Source organism: Paenibacillus lautus (assembly GCF_050482385.1).
Taxonomy (GTDB): domain Bacteria; phylum Bacillota; class Bacilli; order Paenibacillales; family Paenibacillaceae; genus Paenibacillus_AQ; species Paenibacillus_AQ lautus_B.
In genome coordinates this window covers 262,045-281,398 of sequence record NZ_JBCNHV010000010.1, presented here as the reverse complement: position 1 = coordinate 281,398, position 19,354 = coordinate 262,045, and the positions used below count along the sequence as shown (strand labels likewise).

Genomic DNA, 19,354 nt, shown 5'->3' with positions numbered 1-19,354 from the left:
ATGACAACTATTAACGATGCCAAGGCGGAAAAAGGGTTTAAGGTATCAGGTTTGACGCAAAAGCTCGGTCCGCTGCTCGGACTGATCATTCTGATCGTTATCGTATCCGTCCTGAATCCAAGTTTCTTGGAACCGCTTAACATTCTGAACCTGCTGCGTCAGGTATCGATTAATGCATTGATTGCATTCGGTATGACGTTTGTTATCCTGACAGGCGGCATTGACCTGTCGGTCGGTTCGATTCTCGCGCTCTCCAGCGCATTTGTCGCCAATATGATGGTGGCCGGGTTTGACCCGATCCTATCGATCATCATCGGCGTTGCGCTTGGCGGTGTCATGGGGATGATCAATGGTCTCATGATTACCAAGGGGAAAATGGCGCCGTTTATCGCCACCTTGGCTACCATGACGATATTCCGAGGACTTACGCTCGTCTATACGAACGGTAACCCGATTACGGGTCTGGGTGACAGCCTTGCATTCCAATTGTTCGGTCGTGGATACCTGTTTGGTATTCCGGTGCCTGCTATTACGATGATCATCACGTTTGCCGTGCTGTGGGTCATCCTGCATAAAACGTCATTTGGCCGCAAGACATATGCCATCGGTGGTAATGAAAAAGCATCGCTTGTATCCGGTATTAAAGTGCCGCGAGTCAAGATCATGATCTATTCCCTGGCAGGGATGCTGTCCGCGCTTGCAGGCGCGATTCTGACCTCCCGTTTGAATTCCGCACAGCCGACTGCAGGGACGTCCTATGAATTGGATGCCATCGCAGCCGTCGTTCTTGGCGGTACAAGCCTGACCGGTGGCCGCGGCCGGATCGTCGGTACGTTAATCGGTGTGCTGATCATTGGCATACTGAATAACGGGCTCAATCTGCTCGGTGTGAACTCTTTCTATCAGATGGTTGTCAAAGGTGTCGTGATTGCGATTGCCGTATTGCTCGACCGTAGAAAATCCGCTTAAGGGGGAGAATGAACGATGAAAAAAACAACTTTGCTGCTCGTATCACTTATGCTGATCTTCATAACAGGCTGTTCTCTGGAACCGCCGGAATGGGCGAAGCCCAAGGCTGGCGGGGATATCAAAGACATCAAAATCGGTCTTTCCATCTCGACCTTGAATAACCCGTTCTTTGTATCCCTGAAGGATGGCGTCGTCGCCGAAGCGACCAAACAAGGGATGGAGGTCGTTGTCGTAGACGCACAGAACGACTCGGCTAAGCAGAGCAACGACGTCGACGATCTGATTCAGCAGGGCGTCAATGCACTGCTGATTAACCCGACAGATTCGTCCGCGATTTCCACTGTGGTGCAGACGGCGAATAGCTTGGGTATTCCGGTCATTACACTTGACCGTTCGGCGGATCAGGGCGAAGTCGCTGCGCTGGTTGCTTCCGATAACGTCAAAGGCGGTCAGATGGCAGCCGAGTATATCGTGGATCAGCTGGGCAAAGATACGAAGGTCATCGAGCTCGAAGGGGTTCCGGGTGCTTCCGCGACCCGCGAACGCGGCAAGGGGTTCCATGAAATCGCAGATAAGCAGCTGAACGTGGTGGCGAAGCAGGCAGCGGATTTTGACCGGACGAAGGGTCTTACCGTGACGGAAAATCTGCTGCAGGGCAATCCGGACGCCAAAGCGATTTTTGCCCACAATGATGAAATGGCCCTGGGCGCAATCGAAGCGATCCAAAGCTCGGGCAAAGACATTATGGTCATCGGCTTTGATGGTAACGACGATGCGCTGAAGTCCATCGAAGCCGGCAACATGACGGCTACCGTAGCCCAGCAGCCGGAGCTGATCGGTCAGCTTGCCGTCGGCGCAGCCAAGGACGTGCTCCAGGGCAAAGAGGTGGAAGAGAATATCGCCGCACCACTGAAATTGGTGGTGAAGGAGTAATCTAGCATGATTTAGAAGCGTTACCTTTTGCGATAGAAGCGGGGTAACGCTTTTTTTTCGGGACATATAAGGATCTTTTCTTCCAGGATGCGAAGTAACTCACAGCCTTGCGATAACGGCGGGAATACAATATCGTTAAAAGAGGACAGTTATTTCGCATATTATATTATAATAGATGTGTATGCGTTTACTTCTTAGATGGGATAAAGGAGCTATGTAACTATGACGATGGAGAAAAGAAAACATGCGATCGTGATCGTAGGTTATGGCGGAATGGGCAGCTACCATGCCAAACTGATTAAGGACAATGCATTTCTTGAGGTTACAGGAACCTACGATATTTTGGAAGGCCGCCGGGAGGTATCCCAGCAGGACGGGTATCCTGCCTACGAAAGCTATGAGCAGGTACTAAACGATGCTGCGGTTGACGTGGTGCTCATTGCTACGCCTAATGACGTGCACAAGGAATTGGCGCTTCAGGCGTTTAAAGCCGGCAAGCATGTCATCTGTGAGAAGCCGGTGACATTGTCCGTCAACGACTTCAAAGAGATGGTGTCTGCGGCCGATGCTGCTGGCCGGGTGCTGATGGTTCACCAGAACCGCCGCTGGGACGAGGATTTCCTGACCATTAAACAAATGTACAACGAGAAAACGATAGGTGACCTGTTCCGAATTGAATCCAGGGTCCACGGGGCAAACGGCATACCGGGCGACTGGCGTCATTTGGAAGCGCACGGCGGCGGCATGCTGCTGGACTGGGGCGTGCATCTTCTTGACCAGGTCCTGTTCATGGTGGACAGCCGAATAACCAGCCTGAGCAGCCGCTTGAGCTTTATTCTCGGCGATGAGGTCGATGACGGCTTTGAATCGATCATTGAATTTGAGAACGGCGTATCCGTTCTGATTGAAGTGGGAACGACCAATTTCATAACGCTGCCTCGCTGGTACGTCAAAGGAACCGAGGGAACCGGTATTATTGAGGACTGGTCGTTAAGCGGAAGAGTCGTTACCCGGAACCAGGATGCCGTGAAAGTGGAGCCGAAGCCGATTCAAGCCGGGGTAGGCTTGACCAAAACGATGGCCCCTCCTTCCGAAGAAGCTACCATTACTGGAGCTCTGCCGGAGCCATACCGTCAATCCAGCAGCTTCTTCGATAACTTCGCGGCCGTGATCCAAGGCGAAGCTGAACCGATTGTGAAGAACGAGGAAGTGCTGCGCGTCCTGAACCTGATCGAAGCGGTGTTTGAATCGGCCAGAACAGGAGAAACGCTGAAGGATTTTGATATTTACCCGGTTTAACACGTAGGCGTCATTTAAGAGATTCTTTGTTCGATGTTCTTTAGAAGCGGACGCTATTTTATTGTCTTAATATTGACAGTTCTTAAGTGAATTGACCATAATCACAGATAAGAAGAGTGGGATATTTCTCACTCTTTTTATGCTTATATAAGCAGATTTCCGTATTCCCCAGACATTCCAGTTGCAAGCGCTTTCATTTCCGGGTAGGATAGTCATTGAGGTGAATGGGGATGGACAAGAAATGGTTGGCCGCCGCCGCGGTCTTGATGGGCATACTTGTATATCTGTTTGTCGGGTTTGCGTACCATTCTAGTAAAATGAGCAGTATCGTGAAGGAATTGCAAGGGCATCAGGGAAATGGAACGAAGCGTTATCACGTCGTGTTGATCGAGCAGGAACGCTATCATCCGTATTGGGAGATGGTGGAGAAGGGGGCGGAAGAGGCGGCGGAAGAGTATGGGATCGACATCGAATTTGCCGGAGCCGTCCGCAATAACATGGACGAGCAGCTCAATTTACTGGAGAAAGCGATCGCCGCTCGTGTGGATGCGATTATTGTGCAAGGGCTGAACGAGGAGAAATTCACGCCGCTTATTAATAAAGCGGTGGGACGCGGCATTCCGGTCGTCACGATTGATACGGATGCGCCGGACAGTCAGCGGCTGGCCTACGTTGGCACGGATAATGTAGCCGCCGGGGAGAGCTTGGGGCATCTTGTTGTGGAAACGACGGGCGGCTCGGGCAAGATTGGCGTCATTATCGGCAGCGATCTTTCTGCCAGCCAATTGCAGCGCCTGGATGGGCTGAAGCAAGTGGTAGGGCAGTACAGCGGAATGGAAATTGTCGCGGTGCGCAGCTCCAATATTTCGCATATGGAGGCCATTCAGCAGGCCGCTCAAATGCTGCGCGAGCATCCGGAGATCAATGTTATGGTAGGCACCAGCGCAACGGATGCGCTAGGGATGCTGCAAGCCGCCAAGAGCTTGAGACGGGATGAGCTGACGATCATTGGCTTTGACAATCAGAAGGAGACGCTGACCGCGATTCGCAGCGGGGAGATTAAAGCTACGGTGGCGCAGCAGCCCTATTTAATGGGCGGCACGGCGGTAAAGCTGCTCTATGATCACTTTCAGGGGGAACAACTGCTTCCTGAATACTATACAGAGGTCAAGGTGTTGGATAGCAGCAATGTGCAGGAGGAGGAGAGCCTGTGACTATACGGAAGAAGCTGTTTATTTTTATACCGCTGCTTGTGCTTCTGATGAGCTCGGTTTCTTTCTTCCTGTTCGAGAGCGGCAAAACGGTGCAGGAAAACTATCATCTGATGATGAACCGCATTTTATTATATAAAGAGGTTTCGTATGAGGTTGGCGAGAATATGCGTTCGATGAACCGCTATATTATGCAAATGGATGCAGAGAGCATGCCCGAAGTGATCCACCACTTGACCGCCGTAAAGGAGCTGCGAACGGAGCTGGACGGTCTCGCCACGATTGGGCCCAGCGATTTGCCGCTGATCAACTACCTCAATATCATCGATACGTTTATCGAGCAGGCTGAGGGGATGATCGCGCAAATCGATGCTCATGACTCGGGCATGATGGCTGGGGAGTACATCGAAGCGGAGAAAACGGAGCGTTTCATTCGCGAAGAGGCGCAGACGCTTGTTGATCTGGAACTCGAGCAATATAAGCCGATCTACCAGGAGATGATGTTTACGTCGGAGCGATTGAATACGTTCGGAATTTTGCTCGTTACTACCGTGGCGGCGCTTAGCATCCTGCTCGCGATTTGGCTCTCGAAGAGCATTACGGGGCCGATTCGCCGTCTCGTTGCCACCGCCAAGCAAATTTCGAAGGGGCGGATGGATACGAAGGCGCCGGAGAGTGACAGCCATGATGAAATCAGCATTCTGTGCCGGGTTTTTAACGGGATGATTGATAACATTCAGCAGCTGATGGCGGAAAATATGGACAGCTTGGAGAAAGACCGCCTCGTTAAGGAACTGGAGCTGAAGATGCTGCAGAGCCAGATTAATCCGCATTTTTTATTCAATACGTTAAACTCGATCTCCAAGCTCGCTTATATCGAAGGGGCTGCGAGAACGAGTGATCTTGCCGTATCCGTCTCGCGCCTGCTCCGGTACAATTTGCAGAAGCTTGACCAGGCGGTGCATCTGCGGGAAGAGGTGGAGCATGTGACCGAATATATCCATATCCAAAAGGCGAGATTCCGCGATCGGATCGAATTCGTGATGGATATTGATGAACGGGCGCTGGATTGCATGATTCCGTGTCTGACCTTGCAGCCGATTTTGGAAAATGCATTCGTTCACGGGATTGAGCAGATGGAAGCTGGCGCCATGCTGAAGCTGGGGATCAGCTGCACGGATGCCGGCGTGGAGATCGAGATCCGAGACAACGGCGTTGGGATGAGCAAGGACACGGCGCATATGCTGCTCCAATCGATCCGTGAGGAATCGCCGCGTTATGGCAGTCGAAAAGGGAAATCCACCGGACTAGGTACGCATAATGTGTTTAAAAGGCTGCATTTGTTCTTTGACGGTCAAGAGCGAATCGAGATTGAAAGTGAGGAGGGAGCGGGAACCGCTGTCGTGTTCACCCTGCCGTTTCGCACGGCGGCCTAATGGCGGCTGATTCTGTTTAGCAATGCGATGGCGCAGCTTCATCAACCTGGTTTAGTTGGTTATTTTAATCAAAACAAATTGGATCAATGTGGGGGAATACGGCATGTACACCTTGCTTATAGCAGACGATGAAGCCCTTGAGCGTGAGGGGCTCGAGCTTATGATCCGGCATATGCTGCCGGACACCTTTACGTTTCTTCATGCGGAGAACGGGAGACAGGCCATTCAGATCGCCGAGGAAGCGAGGCCGGATTTTATTTTTATGGATATCAAGATGCCGGGCATCCAAGGGCTGGATGCCGTGCGTGAGATTTTGGCGAAACACAAGGTGACCAGAATCGTGATGATCACGGCTCATGATTATTTCACCTATGCCAAAGAGAGTCTGGCATTAGGGGTTCGCGATTATTTGCTCAAGCCGGCCAAGCGGGAAGAGGTTCTGGACGTGATCAAGGCGTTGATCGATGAGACGGAGGAAGCCAGGCGGGAGAGGAACGAACGGCTGGACATGCAGGAGAAGCTGTCTCAGCTCATGCCGCTCGCGGAGAACGAGCTGTCCCTCATGCTGATGCTGGAATGCGTGCAGGAGGTAGAAGTGTCGCAGCTTGCCAAGCTGCTGCATTTGGAATGGCAGAAGGGATATGCGATGGTGATATCATTTGCCCGGCATGCAGCTAAAGAATGGGAAGGATTTCAGCTTGTCAAAAAAGATGCCTACGAGGCCGTTAAACAGTTCGCAAAGCCGAACTTATCCTGCCTCGTCAGTCCTATGGTCGGCCATCAGATGGCATTGTTCATTCCTTTGCCGCCCGGCCAGCCAGGGTACTCCCAGCGGGTCAACTCCCTGGACTGGGGTGAGCGCATCAAAGATTTGGTAGAGGAACGTTTCGGTCTGGCGCTCTCTGTCGGGATCGGTTCGATTCGGGAAGGCTGGGACGGGATGAGCCGGTCATACCGGGAAGCCGTCCGCGTATGTGCGGATGATCATAATATCGTTAGCGTACGGCATTATGACGATATTACTCAGAGCTCGGGGCAGGCGATTATTTCACTTGATGAAGAGAAGAAACTGCTGGATGCGCTTTTGCGGCAGGATAAGCTGGAGGCATCGGAACGATTTGCTCTGTTCTGGGAACGGCTGGTGCATAGCGAGCTTCATTATTTTCCGCGTCTGCGGGGAGAGGTTATTGGATTGCTGCTGTATTTAAGCCGGGGGGCACAGTCAGGAGAAGGAGCGGAACTGATCGCCTCGTTAGGTGGGCTTGAGGATCGGGAATCGTTGCGGCTAGGCGCGCAAATGTGGCTGGATAAACTCATTGACGGATTGAAGGAAGAAAAAGAGCGCAGCCGTTCTCATGTGCTGCAGCGGGCCCTGCTCTATATCGGCCAGAAGTATAAAGAGGATATCTCGATGGAGCAGAGTGCAGAGTACGTGAATCTCAGCCCTTATTATTTCAGTAAACTGTTCAAGCTGCACACGGGGGAGAACTTCATTGACTACGTGACCCGACTGCGCATTGAGGAGGCCAAGAGGCTTATTGGTGAACACCACCTCAGCTTGAAGGAGATTTGTTTTGAGATCGGATATAACGATCCGAATTATTTCAGCCGCGTCTTCAAGAAGACGACGGGCATTACGCCCAGCGAATATCGTCAGCAAATCGAGAAGCCAAGTCCTTGTTAATCGACAAGGACTTTTTTGTTATTTAGAACCATATTGTGCTATGAAAACGCTAACGATGAAATTCATTACTTTTGGCCGCAATTCATTGAAGGTGGAGAGCAAAGAAGTGCAGGTAATCGCCCGCCCGCTGTTATAACTCAGATGCTAAGATTTCAATGTAAGCGCAATCAAATATTTATCAAGTGAAGAGGGGCGAAGAAAGCGTGAGAAAATACGGTCATATGTTACGGTTGAGCTTAGCGGCAATGTTGTTGGCATCTTCCCTAGTAGGATGCGGCGTAGTCTCGGACGGCAGCACCAATACGAATCAAGACGCAGGGGCAGGGAATACAACCGCAGGCAAAGGCGATGGCAATATCGTCATCGGGTTGTCCATGGATACGTTGAAGGAGGAGCGCTGGCAGAAGGACCGGGATATATTCTCGGCCAAAGTCAAAGAGCTCGGGGGTGATGTGAAGGTGCTGGCGGCGAACGGGGATGACGCAACGCAGCTCAGCCAGGCGGAGCAGCTTATCTCCCAGGGAGTCGATGTGCTCGTCGTCATCGCGCACAATGCGGAAGCAACCGCTCCAATTGTGGAGAAGGCACATAAAGAAGGCATCAAGGTCATTGCGTATGACCGGCTGATCAACAATGCCGAAGTGGATTACTACATTTCTTTTGACAACGTTCGTGTTGGCGAGCTTCAGGCTCAGGCCGTCATCGATCAAGCGCCGAAAGGAAATATCGTCTACATCGGCGGAGCCGATACGGACAACAACGCACATATGTTTAAGACAGGTGCGATGAACATTTTGAAGCCGCTTGAAGAGAAAGGTGATATTAAAATCGTGTATGACCAGTTCTCTAAAGACTGGAAGCCGGAAGAGGCTTTGAAGAACATGGAAAATGCGCTGACGGCCGTAAAGAACGACGTGCAAGGCGTTGTAGCTGCAAATGACGGCACGGCTGGCGGTGCGATTCAGGCATTGACTGCACAAGGCATGGCTGGCAAAATTCCGGTGTCCGGTCAGGATGCGGATTTGGCCGCTGTCCAGCGGATCGCGGAAGGCACGCAGCAGATGACCGTGTATAAGCCGATAAAATCGATCGCCACCAAGGCGGCCGAAATGGCCGTGGCGGCGGCGAAAGGTGAAGATATTGCTACGGATACTTCCGTAAATAACGGTAAATTCGACGTTCCATCCGTACTGCTTGATCCGATTCCGGTCAGCAAGGATCAGCTCTCCATTTTGATCGAGGATGGCTTCCATAAGCTGGAGGATGTCTACAAGAACGTTCCAAAAGATCAATGGCCGCAGTAATAAGCTGAGTGCATCTGGCAAGGGATGAGATGAGCGATAGACGAAGCTGATGATCGGTTTATGCAGTATCGGGACTCTCATCCTTGCCGATGTGTCGGCGTTAGAAGGAGATAGAAGCCTATGCACGTGTTAGAAATGGTTAATATCAGCAAGGAATTTCCGGGCGTCAAGGCGTTAGATCAGGTGAACTTCAAGGTGCGAAAAGGCGAGATTCATGCTCTATGCGGGGAGAACGGTGCCGGTAAATCGACGTTGATGAAGGTGCTGAGCGGTTTGTATCCAGCGGGAACCTATAGCGGCGACATTGTAATCGGCGGTGATCATAAGGAATTTCATAACATTACGGATGCGGAGAAGGCTGGAATTACGATCATCCATCAAGAGCTCGCGCTCGTGAAGGATATGACGGTAGGCGAGAATATTTTTCTCGGCGCGGAGCCGCAAAAGCATGGGGTAATCCGATGGGATGAGTTGTATCATAACGCCTCCCTTTGGTTGAAAAGGGTAGGATTGCACATTTCTCCTAATACCAAAATCGGCAGTCTTGGCATCGGCCAGCAGCAGCTCGTGGAAATCGCCAAAGCATTGTCCAAGCATACGCAAATTTTGATATTGGATGAACCGACCGCGGCATTGACCGAAAGTGAAGTAGCCATCCTGATGAATATTTTGAATCAGCTGCGCAGCGAAGGGGTGTCCTGCGTCTACATTTCGCATAAAATGCCGGAAGTGTTCGAGCTTGCGGATTCGATTACGGTACTGCGCGACGGGCAGACGGTAGCGACGCTGGATCGTTACGAAACGGATGATGACTACGTCGTATCGCTGATGGTGGGTCGTGAACTGACGGAACGCTATCCAAGGGCAGAGCACACGCCGGGGGAGACCGTGCTGGAGGTAAGGAATTACAATGTATGGCATCCCGAAAAGCGGAATCAGAAAGTGATCGAGGATATAAATTTCACATTGCGCAAAGGCGAGATTTTAGGGATTGCCGGGTTAATGGGCGCAGGGCGTACCGAGCTGGTCAGCAGTCTGTTTGGAGCGTATGACGGACGCTCGACGGGCGATGTGTTGATCGAAGGCAAGGCCGTGCTTATTCGCTCGGTCGCCGATGCGATCGAAGCAGGCATCGCTTTGGTTAGTGAGGATCGCAAGCGTCAGGGTCTTGTGATGAACATGGATGTGAAGACAAACACGACGATGGCGACGATGAGCAAAGTGTCGAGCTTTGGAGTCATTAATAAGAATGAAGAGATTAAATGGGGAATGCGTTATGTGCAGGATTTGAAGACGAAAACAGCCTCGCTCGAGACGGCCGTAGGCACCCTATCCGGCGGAAATCAGCAAAAGGTCGTTATCGGCAAGTGGCTGATGTCCGATCCGAAGATTCTGATTATGGATGAGCCGACCCGGGGGATTGACGTTGGAGCGAAGTACGAAATATATCATTTGATGAATCAGCTGGTTGAGCAGGGCGTGGCTATTATTATGATTTCCTCGGAGCTGCCGGAGGTGCTTGGCATGAGTGACCGGATTCTGGTCATGAGCGAAGGGGAATTCGTGCGTGAGTTCGATTGGCGCGAAGCGACGCAAGAAAATATTATGCAAGCCGCAACGGGAGGGAAATAACGATGCAGCTACCAAATGAACTTCAAAAGCAAGAAGCTCCCGCAGCGAAATCGTCACTTTGGGGCAGCCTTTTCGGCAAAATGGACGTACGTGCTTATACGATGGTTGGGGCGCTGGTACTTATCTGGGTATTATTCGGCATATTGGATCCTACGTTTCTGACCGCTCGGAATCTATCGAACTTGTTTACACAAATGTCGGTGACCTCGATTCTGGCCATCGGCATGGTGCTCGTTATTGTCGCGGGTCATATCGACCTTTCGGTCGGCTCGATTGTGGGATTGACGGGCGGCATTGCTGCCATTCTGAGCAACTGGCTGGGATTGCCGCCGATCGTCGTCATTGTCGGTACGTTGGCAGCCGGGGCCGTGCTGGGACTGGTGCAGGGCTGGCTTGTCGCTTATAAAATGATTCCCGCTTTTATCGTTACATTGGGCGGGATGATGGTGTTCCGGGGCGTGCTGATGGGGGTTACCGAATCGATGACGATTCCGGTTTCCGACCCGGTGCTGGCGATGCTGGGCAACGCTTATTTCGCCAAAGGCTTCGGCATGGTGATCGCTGCTATTGCGATTGGCCTATATGTATGGAGTGCCATAAGAAAACGCCGCTCCCGGCAAAAATATGGCTTTGAAGTAGCTCCGCTCGGCGTGGATATCATTAAAGTAGCCGTCATCGCTTTGCTTGTCATCTCATTCGTGCTTATCATGAACAATTATAAGGGTATCCCTTTTCCGATTATTTTTGTAATCGGGCTTGCCGTCATATTTTACTTCTTATCCACGAAGACGACATTTGGACGTCATATTTACGCGATTGGCGGCAATAAGGAAGCGGCACGTCTGTCGGGGATTAACATCCATCGAAAGACGATGCTGATCTTTCTGCTCAGCGGCTTGCTCAGCTCGATAGCTGCCATCGTATTAACATCTCGTTTGGCTTCGGCTACGACCACCGCAGGCACGATGACCGAGATGGACGCTATTGCCGCTTGCGTCATCGGCGGCACCTCGCTGATGGGTGGAGCAGGCACCGTCATCGGTGCGCTGATTGGCGCCCTCGTCATGACCTCGCTGGATAACGGCATGTCGTTGATGGGGCTGGAATCATTCTGGCAGTATGTCGTTAAGGGCTCTATCCTAGTCATCGCGGTCTGGCTGGACATTTCCAACCGCCGCAAGGGCGTGAAGTAAGCTGTACAGAAGCTAATGAAATGAACACACGGATCGATCAAGACCTAGACCTTAGGTATTTCCTTATGAGGAAGTATCTAGGGTCTTTCCTATGGATTTCTCTCCACGGCTAATAGGTCTGCAGCCGGGCGTCCCACCTGTTATTTTGCATGATTCACCTGAACGCTCTGTCCCGTCTGCAGCGCCTTCCGATAGTCGCTGGGCGACCAGCCTGTATCCTGCTTGAACAGCTTTGAGAAATAGGAATAGTTGGCGTACCCCACCTTAGCCGCAATCTGGTACACCGACAATGGTGTCGATTCCAGCAGATGTTTGGCCGCCTTGATGCGGGACTGAATGATATAAGTACCCAAAGAGACCCCTGTCTCTTTCTTGAACACGCGGGCCAAATAATCCGGGTTGAGATAAACGATTTCCGCCAGGCTCGTTCGCGTCAGCTCATCCCCGTAATGGCACCCAATATAATGCTTGATCTCCTCCACGACGGTGTGCGAATGATCGGCGTAGGCATGATATTCAGCTGCTGTGCGGACGAGATACTCCATATATTTCTCCATGTCCTCAATCGAGTTCAACGATTGCAGGAATAACTGATCATTGGTTTTGCCGGTATAAAGCTTATGAGCTTGGATCTCTTTGCCCTTCAGGTAGGAGTACACCAGCTGGACCATATCCAAGCGGAATAAACGCAGCACCGAGGCGTTGTAGACGCCATTCTTGGCTAGGTTTTGCAAGTATTTGCGGGTTTCCTCCAGAAACCCAGCCGGACTGTTCCCGCTGAGAAGGACTTCCCAGTCTTGCAGCGGGGGAGGGGTGTACGTGGCTTCTTGCAGGGAATGGTGTTCCAGAAAAACAATCTGATTCCGCTTTTTGATCATATCCTCATTCATTTGCAGCAGCATTCGAATGGACTTGTTGATCTCCTCCAACGCCACCGACATCGATACGCTGCAGGAAGCATCGCTTCGGAGAAATTGATTGGCCTTTTCAATAAACGACGTGCAGATGTTTTCCATGACGCGGGAATCAGGAGGATGATTCCATTTCAGCATGACCATCCAATTGTAATCCTTATATTCCATAGCGGCTTCAACCGTGAAGAGCGGGTCCTGGAACAATTCGGACAGCACGTTGAGAAACGCATAGTCAAACAGGTCTTTGTCTTCTTTACCCAAACTTTTATCATGCGGAAAAATGGTGATGATCACGGGAAGAAATAGATCCGACATATCATAGAAGAGTTTCTGTTCCGTGATATATCCTGCGATGGCGGCCCGGTCCAAAGAAGCTTTCCGTTCCTTTATCAGCTTGCTCCAAAAATGCTCCTGGAGCTTTTTTTGATTTTTTTTCCACAGCTGTCCGTCCTGTATCGCTTCCTGATCGCTTTGCCGTTCCTTTGCTTTATAGGCGGCCTTGGAGATGATGAGGCTAAGCTTATCGAATTCAATCGGCTTCAGAAAATAGTCAAAGCTTTGCAGCTCAATGGCTTTCTGCGCATAGTTGAAATCAGCGTAATTCGTCAGAAATATCGTTTGAATGCCGTATTGTTCCTCGCGTATCCAGGCGAGCAGTTCGAGTCCGCTGCCTTGCGGCATTTCGATATCGCAGATGAGGATCTGGACCGAATGATGCTGCAATATTTCTCTTGCCTGCGCAACGCTGTAAGCGGTATAGACCTGTTCGATCGAGAGTGCCTGCCAATCGATTTTTTTCTCCAGTGCGGCCACGACAAAATAATCATCATCAACTAGCAATACGTTCATTGAATTTCTCCTCTCCGTTCCTGCATGGGTTGTGGAAGCGTTAATGTGATGCAAGCGCCGCCCCCTTCCGGGTTCGAAAATTCCACATGCGCCCGGCGATGATAGAGCAGCTCCAGCCGCTGAAGGGTGTTCATGATCCCGATGTGCTTCCCTTCGCTTTGATCAAGCGGTTTGCCGGCTGCCAATTTTTCCAATACTTCTGTTGGAAACCCGGGTCCGGTATCCGATATCCGGATGACCATAGAGGGTTTATCCCCCATCCGTAGGCTGACGGACAATCGGATTTGCAGCTCATGATCTCGGGATACGGCGTATTTCACCGCGTTTTCAATAAAAGTCTGGAGCACGAGGGGCGGAATGGTGAGACCGGTAAGCTCCTCTTCAAAATCAATACGATAAGAAAAGGCATCGCGGTAGCGGTGCTTTTGAATCTCCAGGTAAATCCGGACATGCTCGATTTCGTCTTCCAGCCGTACGACATTATCACCGCTTTGAAAGATGTAACGAAAGTATTTGGACGTGGACAGCGACATATATTCGATTTCCTTAAACATCTGCATTTGCGCCATGCTGTAAATGTTCGTCAAGCAGTTCAGGAAAAAATGGGGGTTGATCTGCAGCTTCATATAATCCAGCTGGATTCTCTGCTTCTCGAGCTCCTGCTCATAAATATCGATTTTAAACTTCTTGATCTGTTCGATCAGATGTTTGAATTGGGAGTTGACCTGCTCGAGCTCGATGATCTCGCTGCTCATGAAATCCAGATTTTCGCTATCCTCATGGATGCGCCTTACGTTTTCTGAGAAATTCTGAATCGGCTTTAACACCTTCTTCTTGAAATACAGCATCACCAGGCTGAGCGTGCAAGTGAGTATAACAAACAGCAGCATAATGAGGAGCTGGGCGATCATAATGGTCTCAAATATGCCGAATTGGATGACCAGCTGCACGTTGAAGGAGGCGTTCGAGAATCCCTCCGTGACCGTTGTCCGCGGCTGTGACAGGCTAAAGGGGGATGCCTTGGCAGCTTCGACCTTGGCTCCAGGCTCACCGGTATCGGCGCTCGAAAGGGCTGCCCCTTGATAATCTACAAGAGAGACGTGACCATCCTCGCCCAAATCCAGCTGCTGAAGCGGCCGGATCAGATCGTCAGCGGAGATGAGACAGATCAGATACCGGTTGTAGTAAGGAACGATGTTGATAATGTAATGCGTGTTCTGAACAAGGATCGGATTCCAGTTGGAGTAGAACGTTTCGTATACGTCTTTGGAATCCGTAAGGGAGACGATCTGCTGCTTGAGTTCCAGGAACTCTGTATACGACAAGGACATAGGTGCATAGTTCTGAAAAAAATCCTGTTCCTTTAAATAGAAGAAGAAGTTGTATTCCTGGCCGTAGTTTTTTTGAAGCTCGTTAAAGCGTTTATGCACTCTTTCGCTTGACTTGATGTAATCCATGTAATCGGTGCCCGGGGTATCCATGATCTTAACGCTCTCATCATTCGCCAGCGTCCAGCCCATATAGTGGTTGATGTAGGAGAAGTCATGATTGATCTGCCTGATGTACAAATTGGCCGTATCCTGCAAATATCGGGTCGATTGCTGCTTCACGATGAAGATGGAAGCGAAACTGATCACGAGATCCACCACGAGGGCAAAAATCGAGATAAAGAGCATGATTTTCACATAGTGGCGGATGGGATAGGGCTTGTTATTCAGTGCTTTAACCATAGGGATACCGTGATTCCTTTCAATTCGCCAAATAATGAAAGCGTTTTAATAGTAGTACTGATCATTATAAAGGGAAAGGACGAAAAAAACAGGAGCGAACGCTCGGGCATCTTCCATAAAGTCCGGATACCACATCGTAAAGTCCGGATAATAGCATGCTTGTATATGGAAATCGAGGATTCCTTGAAGGGGGACAAGACGAAGGTCCGAATAACGCATGATGAGGTCCAAATAACCATTGCGGGTCGAAGTATACTTGAGTTGCTTAAGCTACATGCCGGATTCACGACGACGCGAACGGAAAGGGGAATCGATTTGAAAGCAGGCCAACTGAATAGAGCCACGCACCCAACCCTCGGGCGGATCAAAAAGAATTGGGGCCTGTATCTACTGCTACTGCCTGCGGTTGTGCTGGTCTTGTTGTTTTCTTACGTACCGATGTACGGCATCTTGATCGCATTCAAGGACTACAGTCCCGCTCTCGGGATTATGGACAGTCCATGGGCGGGTCTAAAGTATTTTGAGAAGTTTTTTAATTCCTATCAGTTCTCGACAACGATCACCAACACGATTGTGATCAGCTTATACAGCGTTGTGACGTTCCCGATTCCGATCATGCTCGCACTGATGGTCAATCAAATGCGCCAGAATGGGTTCAAGCGCTTCTTCCAGACGGTAACCTATATGCCGCATTTTATATCCACGGTCGTGATGGTCGGACTCATGCTGATTCTGTTCTCGCCCGGCTCGGGATTGATCGGGAATATCTTCCGGCTCTTCGGTGCGGAAGCGCCGAACCTGATGGGATCGGCCGGCTTGTTCAGCAGTGTGTACGTATGGTCGGACGTGTGGCAGCATACGGGCTGGGACAGCATTATCTATATCGCAGCGTTATCTGCGGTGAGCCCCAGTTTATACGAAGCTGCCACGATGGACGGGGCAAGCCGATGGCAGAAAATCCGGTTTATCGATATCCCGATGCTGATGCCAACGGTTGTGACCCTGCTCATTTTGCGGATCGGCAGCTTGCTTGGTGTCGGCTTCGAGAAGGTTTATCTCATGCAAAACAGTCTTAATATTACCTCCAGCGAGGTCATCTCCACGTATGTGTACAAAATCGGCATGCTGAGCAGCCAGTACAGCTTCTCGTCGGCCATCAATTTGTTTAATACGGTCATTAATTTTATTCTATTGATTCTGGTCAACCAGATTTCGAAAAAATACAGCGAGAACAGTTTGTGGTAACGCAAGAGAGGAAGGGTTCTATGGGCGTAGTGGAAATAAGAGAGAAGACGGCGCCAAGGCAGAGGAATACCCGATCTTCCGACAGGGTGCTGGAAATCGGCCTGTATGTATTCGCTGTCTTGATGCTGATCGTGTTGATTTACCCGCTGTACTTCATCATCATTGCTTCGTTCAGCGAGCCGGCGGCGGTTGCGAATGGACAGGTATGGCTGTGGCCTAAGGATTTTACGCTGGCAGGCTATCAAGAATTGCTGAAGCATTCTAATATATGGATGGGGTACCGAAACACGATTGTGTATACAATTGCAGGAACCGTAATCGGCTTGGTGGTTAACATTTCTGCGGCTTACGCGCTCTCGCGAAAAGACCTCGTGGGTCGCAAATATATATCGCTGCTCTTTATTTTTACGATGTTTTTTAATGGCGGTTTGATTCCGACCTTTATGACGATCCGCGATTTCCAGCTGTACGATACGTTTTTGGTCATGGTGCTGCCGTTCTCGGTTGCCGCCTTTAACATCATTGTGGCACGGACTTTTTTCCAGAGCAGCATTCCGGAGGATTTATGGGAAGCGGCCCAGCTGGATGGCTGCGGAAATCTGAGATACTTCGTGACCATCGTGATTCCGCTCTCGAAAGCAGTCATCTCGGTCATTGCCTTGTGGACGGCCGTGGGTCATTGGAACTCCTATTTCAATGCTCTGATCTATTTAAAAGATACGAATCTGTACCCGCTGCAGCTCATTTTGCGAAATATTCTGGTTACCAACCAGATGCAATCCGCTATGGGTACCGGAGAGGCCGCAGCCATCGCGCTGCGACTGGCCAATATTATGCGTTACGCGGTCATTATCGTCGCGACGGTGCCGATCATGTGCATTTACCCGTTTGTACAGAAGTATTTCAATCAGGGGGTGATGATCGGAGCCGTGAAGTCGTAAAGCTGAATGGATCTATTAAATAATAATTGGGGGAATCGTTGAATGGGAACAAACAATGCAAAGAGGAGACATCGCTTGAAGCTGGCTGCCGCCATCCTATTGTCCGCAATCCTGTTGTTAAATCTGGCGGGCTGCAGTGGTGGCAAGAGCAGTGACACCAAGACGGATGCCGAAGCGGCTTTTAACAAAGAAGGTTTGCCGATTGTCAATGAGCCGATAACGCTGGATGTGCTGACCGTTCGCTGGGGCAACATGGGAGATACATTCCTCCAGAACCAGTGGCTCAAGGATTTAGAGAAGGAGACCAATGTCAAAATCAATTGGCAAATCATGTCCTCTAATGATTGGGGAGAGCAAAAATCGATCATGCTGGCCAGTGGAACGCTGCCGGATATTATTTTCGGTGATATCGTATTCAGCGATTCCGACATCGTGAACAACCTGTCGTATTTCCGCCCGCTGGATGACTACATCGATCAATACATGCCGAACCTGAAAGCGGCGCTGGAAGAAACGCCCGAGATGAAGAAGATGAGCACATTCCCGGACGGGAAAATCTACTCCTTGCCGGCCCGGCTGCCGTCAAGGCCGAAAGCATCGATCCAGCCGATCATTAACAAAACATGGCTCGATCAACTCGGGCTGGACATTCCGGACAACACAGACGAGCTGTACGAGGTGTTCAAGGCGTTTAAAGAACAGGATCCGAACGGCAATGGCAAGGCCGATGAAATTCCGGTCAGCGGATCGGGGAACATCAGCATCGACCTGTTGAACCCGTTCGGCATCACGGACATCAACGGAAACAGCATGATGGTCATCGATAACGAGCCTGTTTTCTACCCGGTGACGGAGAACTACAAGGAAGCGATCAAGTGGGCGCATAAGCTGTATTCGGAAGGCTTGATCGACCAGGAGATCTTCACGCAGGACAGCACCATGTCCACGGCGAAGCATCAGAATCCGGATGCGGCGCTGATCGGTTTCTCCAACCAATGGGTGCCGGATGCGGTGTTCGGGAAGTGGAAGGATCAATATATTGCAATTCCGTCCATCGCCGGTCCTGACGGAAACAGGTATCAGGGCGGCGAGCCGCAAGGCATGAGCCTGCGGAGAAACGAGTTCCTTATCACCACGTCGAACAAGTATCCGGAAATTTCGGCTCGTTGGGCGGATCAGTTCTACACTAATGAAGCGAGCATCCAGAATTTCTGGGGCGCCATCGGCACGGTGATTCAGAAGAACGACGATGGGACGTTTACGCTCATGAGTCCGCCGGAAGGTACGAGTGCGGATGCCTGGTACTGGGAGCAATCCGTAAGGGATTTTGGACCGAAGTATGTAAGCCCGAGCTTCGAGAAAAACATCATACTGGATGAGACCACGGGCGACGGCTTGAAGCTGGTCATCGACAAGCTGGGCAGCGATTACGTAACGACGCCGTTCCCGAACGTGATGTACAGCGCCGAAGAATTCCAGGAGCTGCCTACACTGACAACGGATATCGACGGTTATGTCGGCACGACCCGCGCGAAGTGGATATCCGAAGGCAATATCGATGCGGAATGGGACGCGTACGTCAAGCAGCTGAACGATATGGGCCTTGAGCGGCTGGTACAAATCCGCAAGGAAGCCTATCAGCGGTATATCAGCGTGAAATAAGGATTGCCTGCATCTGTCCGGGCTGCCCCGCAGATCGAAATGCTGCGGGGCAGTGTCATTCCTTAGCGAAGAGTTTGACTTTAATTCAATAGGTTTTAGAGTATCAAACTTCAACGGAGAAGGCGGAATTGTTTTGGAGAAGCGAAGCGTTCCCCTTTATCCCTGGATTTCAACATTATTCATTTCATTCCGAAAAAATCCGGGGGTAACAGGGATCGGAAAAACAATCCGCATTCGTAGTGATGAATGAGCAACTCTATCTACAGAAGGCAATCATGGGAAACATAATGAACAGGTAGCCAGCCTATATCCGAACAGCATATTCAACCCTAGTGAGAGATAGATTTATAAA

At 50.6% G+C, this 19,354-nt stretch carries 14 protein-coding genes; 12 read left to right on the top strand and 2 right to left on the bottom strand.

The window, feature by feature from the left end:
* The 9 genes from rbsC (at nt 1) to ABEW73_RS12285 (ending at nt 11,661) form a co-directional block, all read left to right on the top strand.
* Nucleotides 1–969, top strand: a complete 969-nt coding sequence (gene rbsC, locus ABEW73_RS12325; protein ID WP_430170817.1) for a ribose ABC transporter permease RbsC — start codon at nt 1–3, stop codon at nt 967–969.
* A 15-nt stretch (nt 970–984) separates the two neighbouring features.
* On the top strand, nt 985–1,902 hold the full coding sequence (gene rbsB / locus ABEW73_RS12320; protein WP_430170815.1) for a ribose ABC transporter substrate-binding protein RbsB: 918 nt from the start codon (nt 985–987) through the stop codon (nt 1,900–1,902).
* Nucleotides 1,903–2,124: 222 nt separating this feature from the next.
* Nucleotides 2,125–3,201: a Gfo/Idh/MocA family protein gene (locus ABEW73_RS12315; protein ID WP_430170813.1), complete on the top strand. Its 1,077-nt coding sequence runs from the start codon at nt 2,125–2,127 to the stop codon at nt 3,199–3,201.
* Between the two features lie 230 nt (nt 3,202–3,431).
* Complete coding sequence (locus tag ABEW73_RS12310; RefSeq protein WP_430170811.1) at nt 3,432–4,415, top strand: sugar-binding protein; 984 nt, start codon at nt 3,432–3,434, stop codon at nt 4,413–4,415.
* Complete coding sequence (locus ABEW73_RS12305; protein ID WP_430170810.1) at nt 4,412–5,848, top strand: histidine kinase; 1,437 nt, start codon at nt 4,412–4,414, stop codon at nt 5,846–5,848. The genes ABEW73_RS12310 and ABEW73_RS12305 overlap by 4 nt, the downstream gene beginning before the upstream one ends.
* Before the next feature lie 103 nt (nt 5,849–5,951).
* Nucleotides 5,952–7,532, top strand: coding sequence for a helix-turn-helix domain-containing protein (locus ABEW73_RS12300; RefSeq protein WP_430170808.1), 1,581 nt, complete (start codon nt 5,952–5,954; stop codon nt 7,530–7,532).
* A gap of 221 nt (nt 7,533–7,753) precedes the next feature.
* Entirely contained in the window at nt 7,754–8,836 is a 1,083-nt protein-coding gene (gene xylF, locus ABEW73_RS12295) for a D-xylose ABC transporter substrate-binding protein (RefSeq protein ID WP_430171254.1), read from the top strand.
* Between the two features lie 120 nt (nt 8,837–8,956).
* Entirely contained in the window at nt 8,957–10,468 is a 1,512-nt protein-coding gene (locus ABEW73_RS12290) for a xylose ABC transporter ATP-binding protein (protein ID WP_430170807.1), read from the top strand.
* A 2-nt stretch (nt 10,469–10,470) separates the two neighbouring features.
* A complete protein-coding gene (locus ABEW73_RS12285) occupies nt 10,471–11,661 on the top strand; it encodes a sugar ABC transporter permease (RefSeq protein WP_430170805.1) in 1,191 nt (396 codons plus the stop codon).
* A gap of 140 nt (nt 11,662–11,801) precedes the next feature.
* On the opposite strand, the gene ABEW73_RS12280 is transcribed toward ABEW73_RS12285, so the two are convergent.
* Nucleotides 11,802–13,424 (bottom strand): response regulator, encoded by a 1,623-nt coding sequence (locus ABEW73_RS12280; protein WP_430170803.1) that lies wholly within the window; start codon nt 13,422–13,424, stop codon nt 11,802–11,804.
* Entirely contained in the window at nt 13,421–15,154 is a 1,734-nt protein-coding gene (locus ABEW73_RS12275; RefSeq protein ID WP_430170801.1) for a sensor histidine kinase, read from the bottom strand. Before ABEW73_RS12275 ends, ABEW73_RS12280 begins: the two co-directional genes overlap by 4 nt.
* A gap of 315 nt (nt 15,155–15,469) precedes the next feature.
* On the opposite strand from ABEW73_RS12275, the gene ABEW73_RS12270 reads away from it, so the two are divergent.
* From ABEW73_RS12270 to ABEW73_RS12260, 3 genes are read left to right on the top strand one after another with little or no spacing between them, the layout of a single operon-like run.
* Nucleotides 15,470–16,399: an ABC transporter permease gene (locus tag ABEW73_RS12270; RefSeq protein WP_430171252.1), complete on the top strand. Its 930-nt coding sequence runs from the start codon at nt 15,470–15,472 to the stop codon at nt 16,397–16,399.
* Nucleotides 16,400–16,419: 20 nt separating this feature from the next.
* Nucleotides 16,420–17,340 carry a carbohydrate ABC transporter permease gene (locus ABEW73_RS12265; RefSeq protein ID WP_430170799.1) on the top strand — a complete coding sequence of 307 codons (921 nt, stop codon included), beginning with the start codon at nt 16,420–16,422 and terminating at the stop codon, nt 17,338–17,340.
* A gap of 42 nt (nt 17,341–17,382) precedes the next feature.
* Entirely contained in the window at nt 17,383–19,002 is a 1,620-nt protein-coding gene (locus tag ABEW73_RS12260; protein ID WP_430170797.1) for an extracellular solute-binding protein, read from the top strand.
* Nucleotides 19,003–19,354 lie beyond the last annotated feature (352 nt).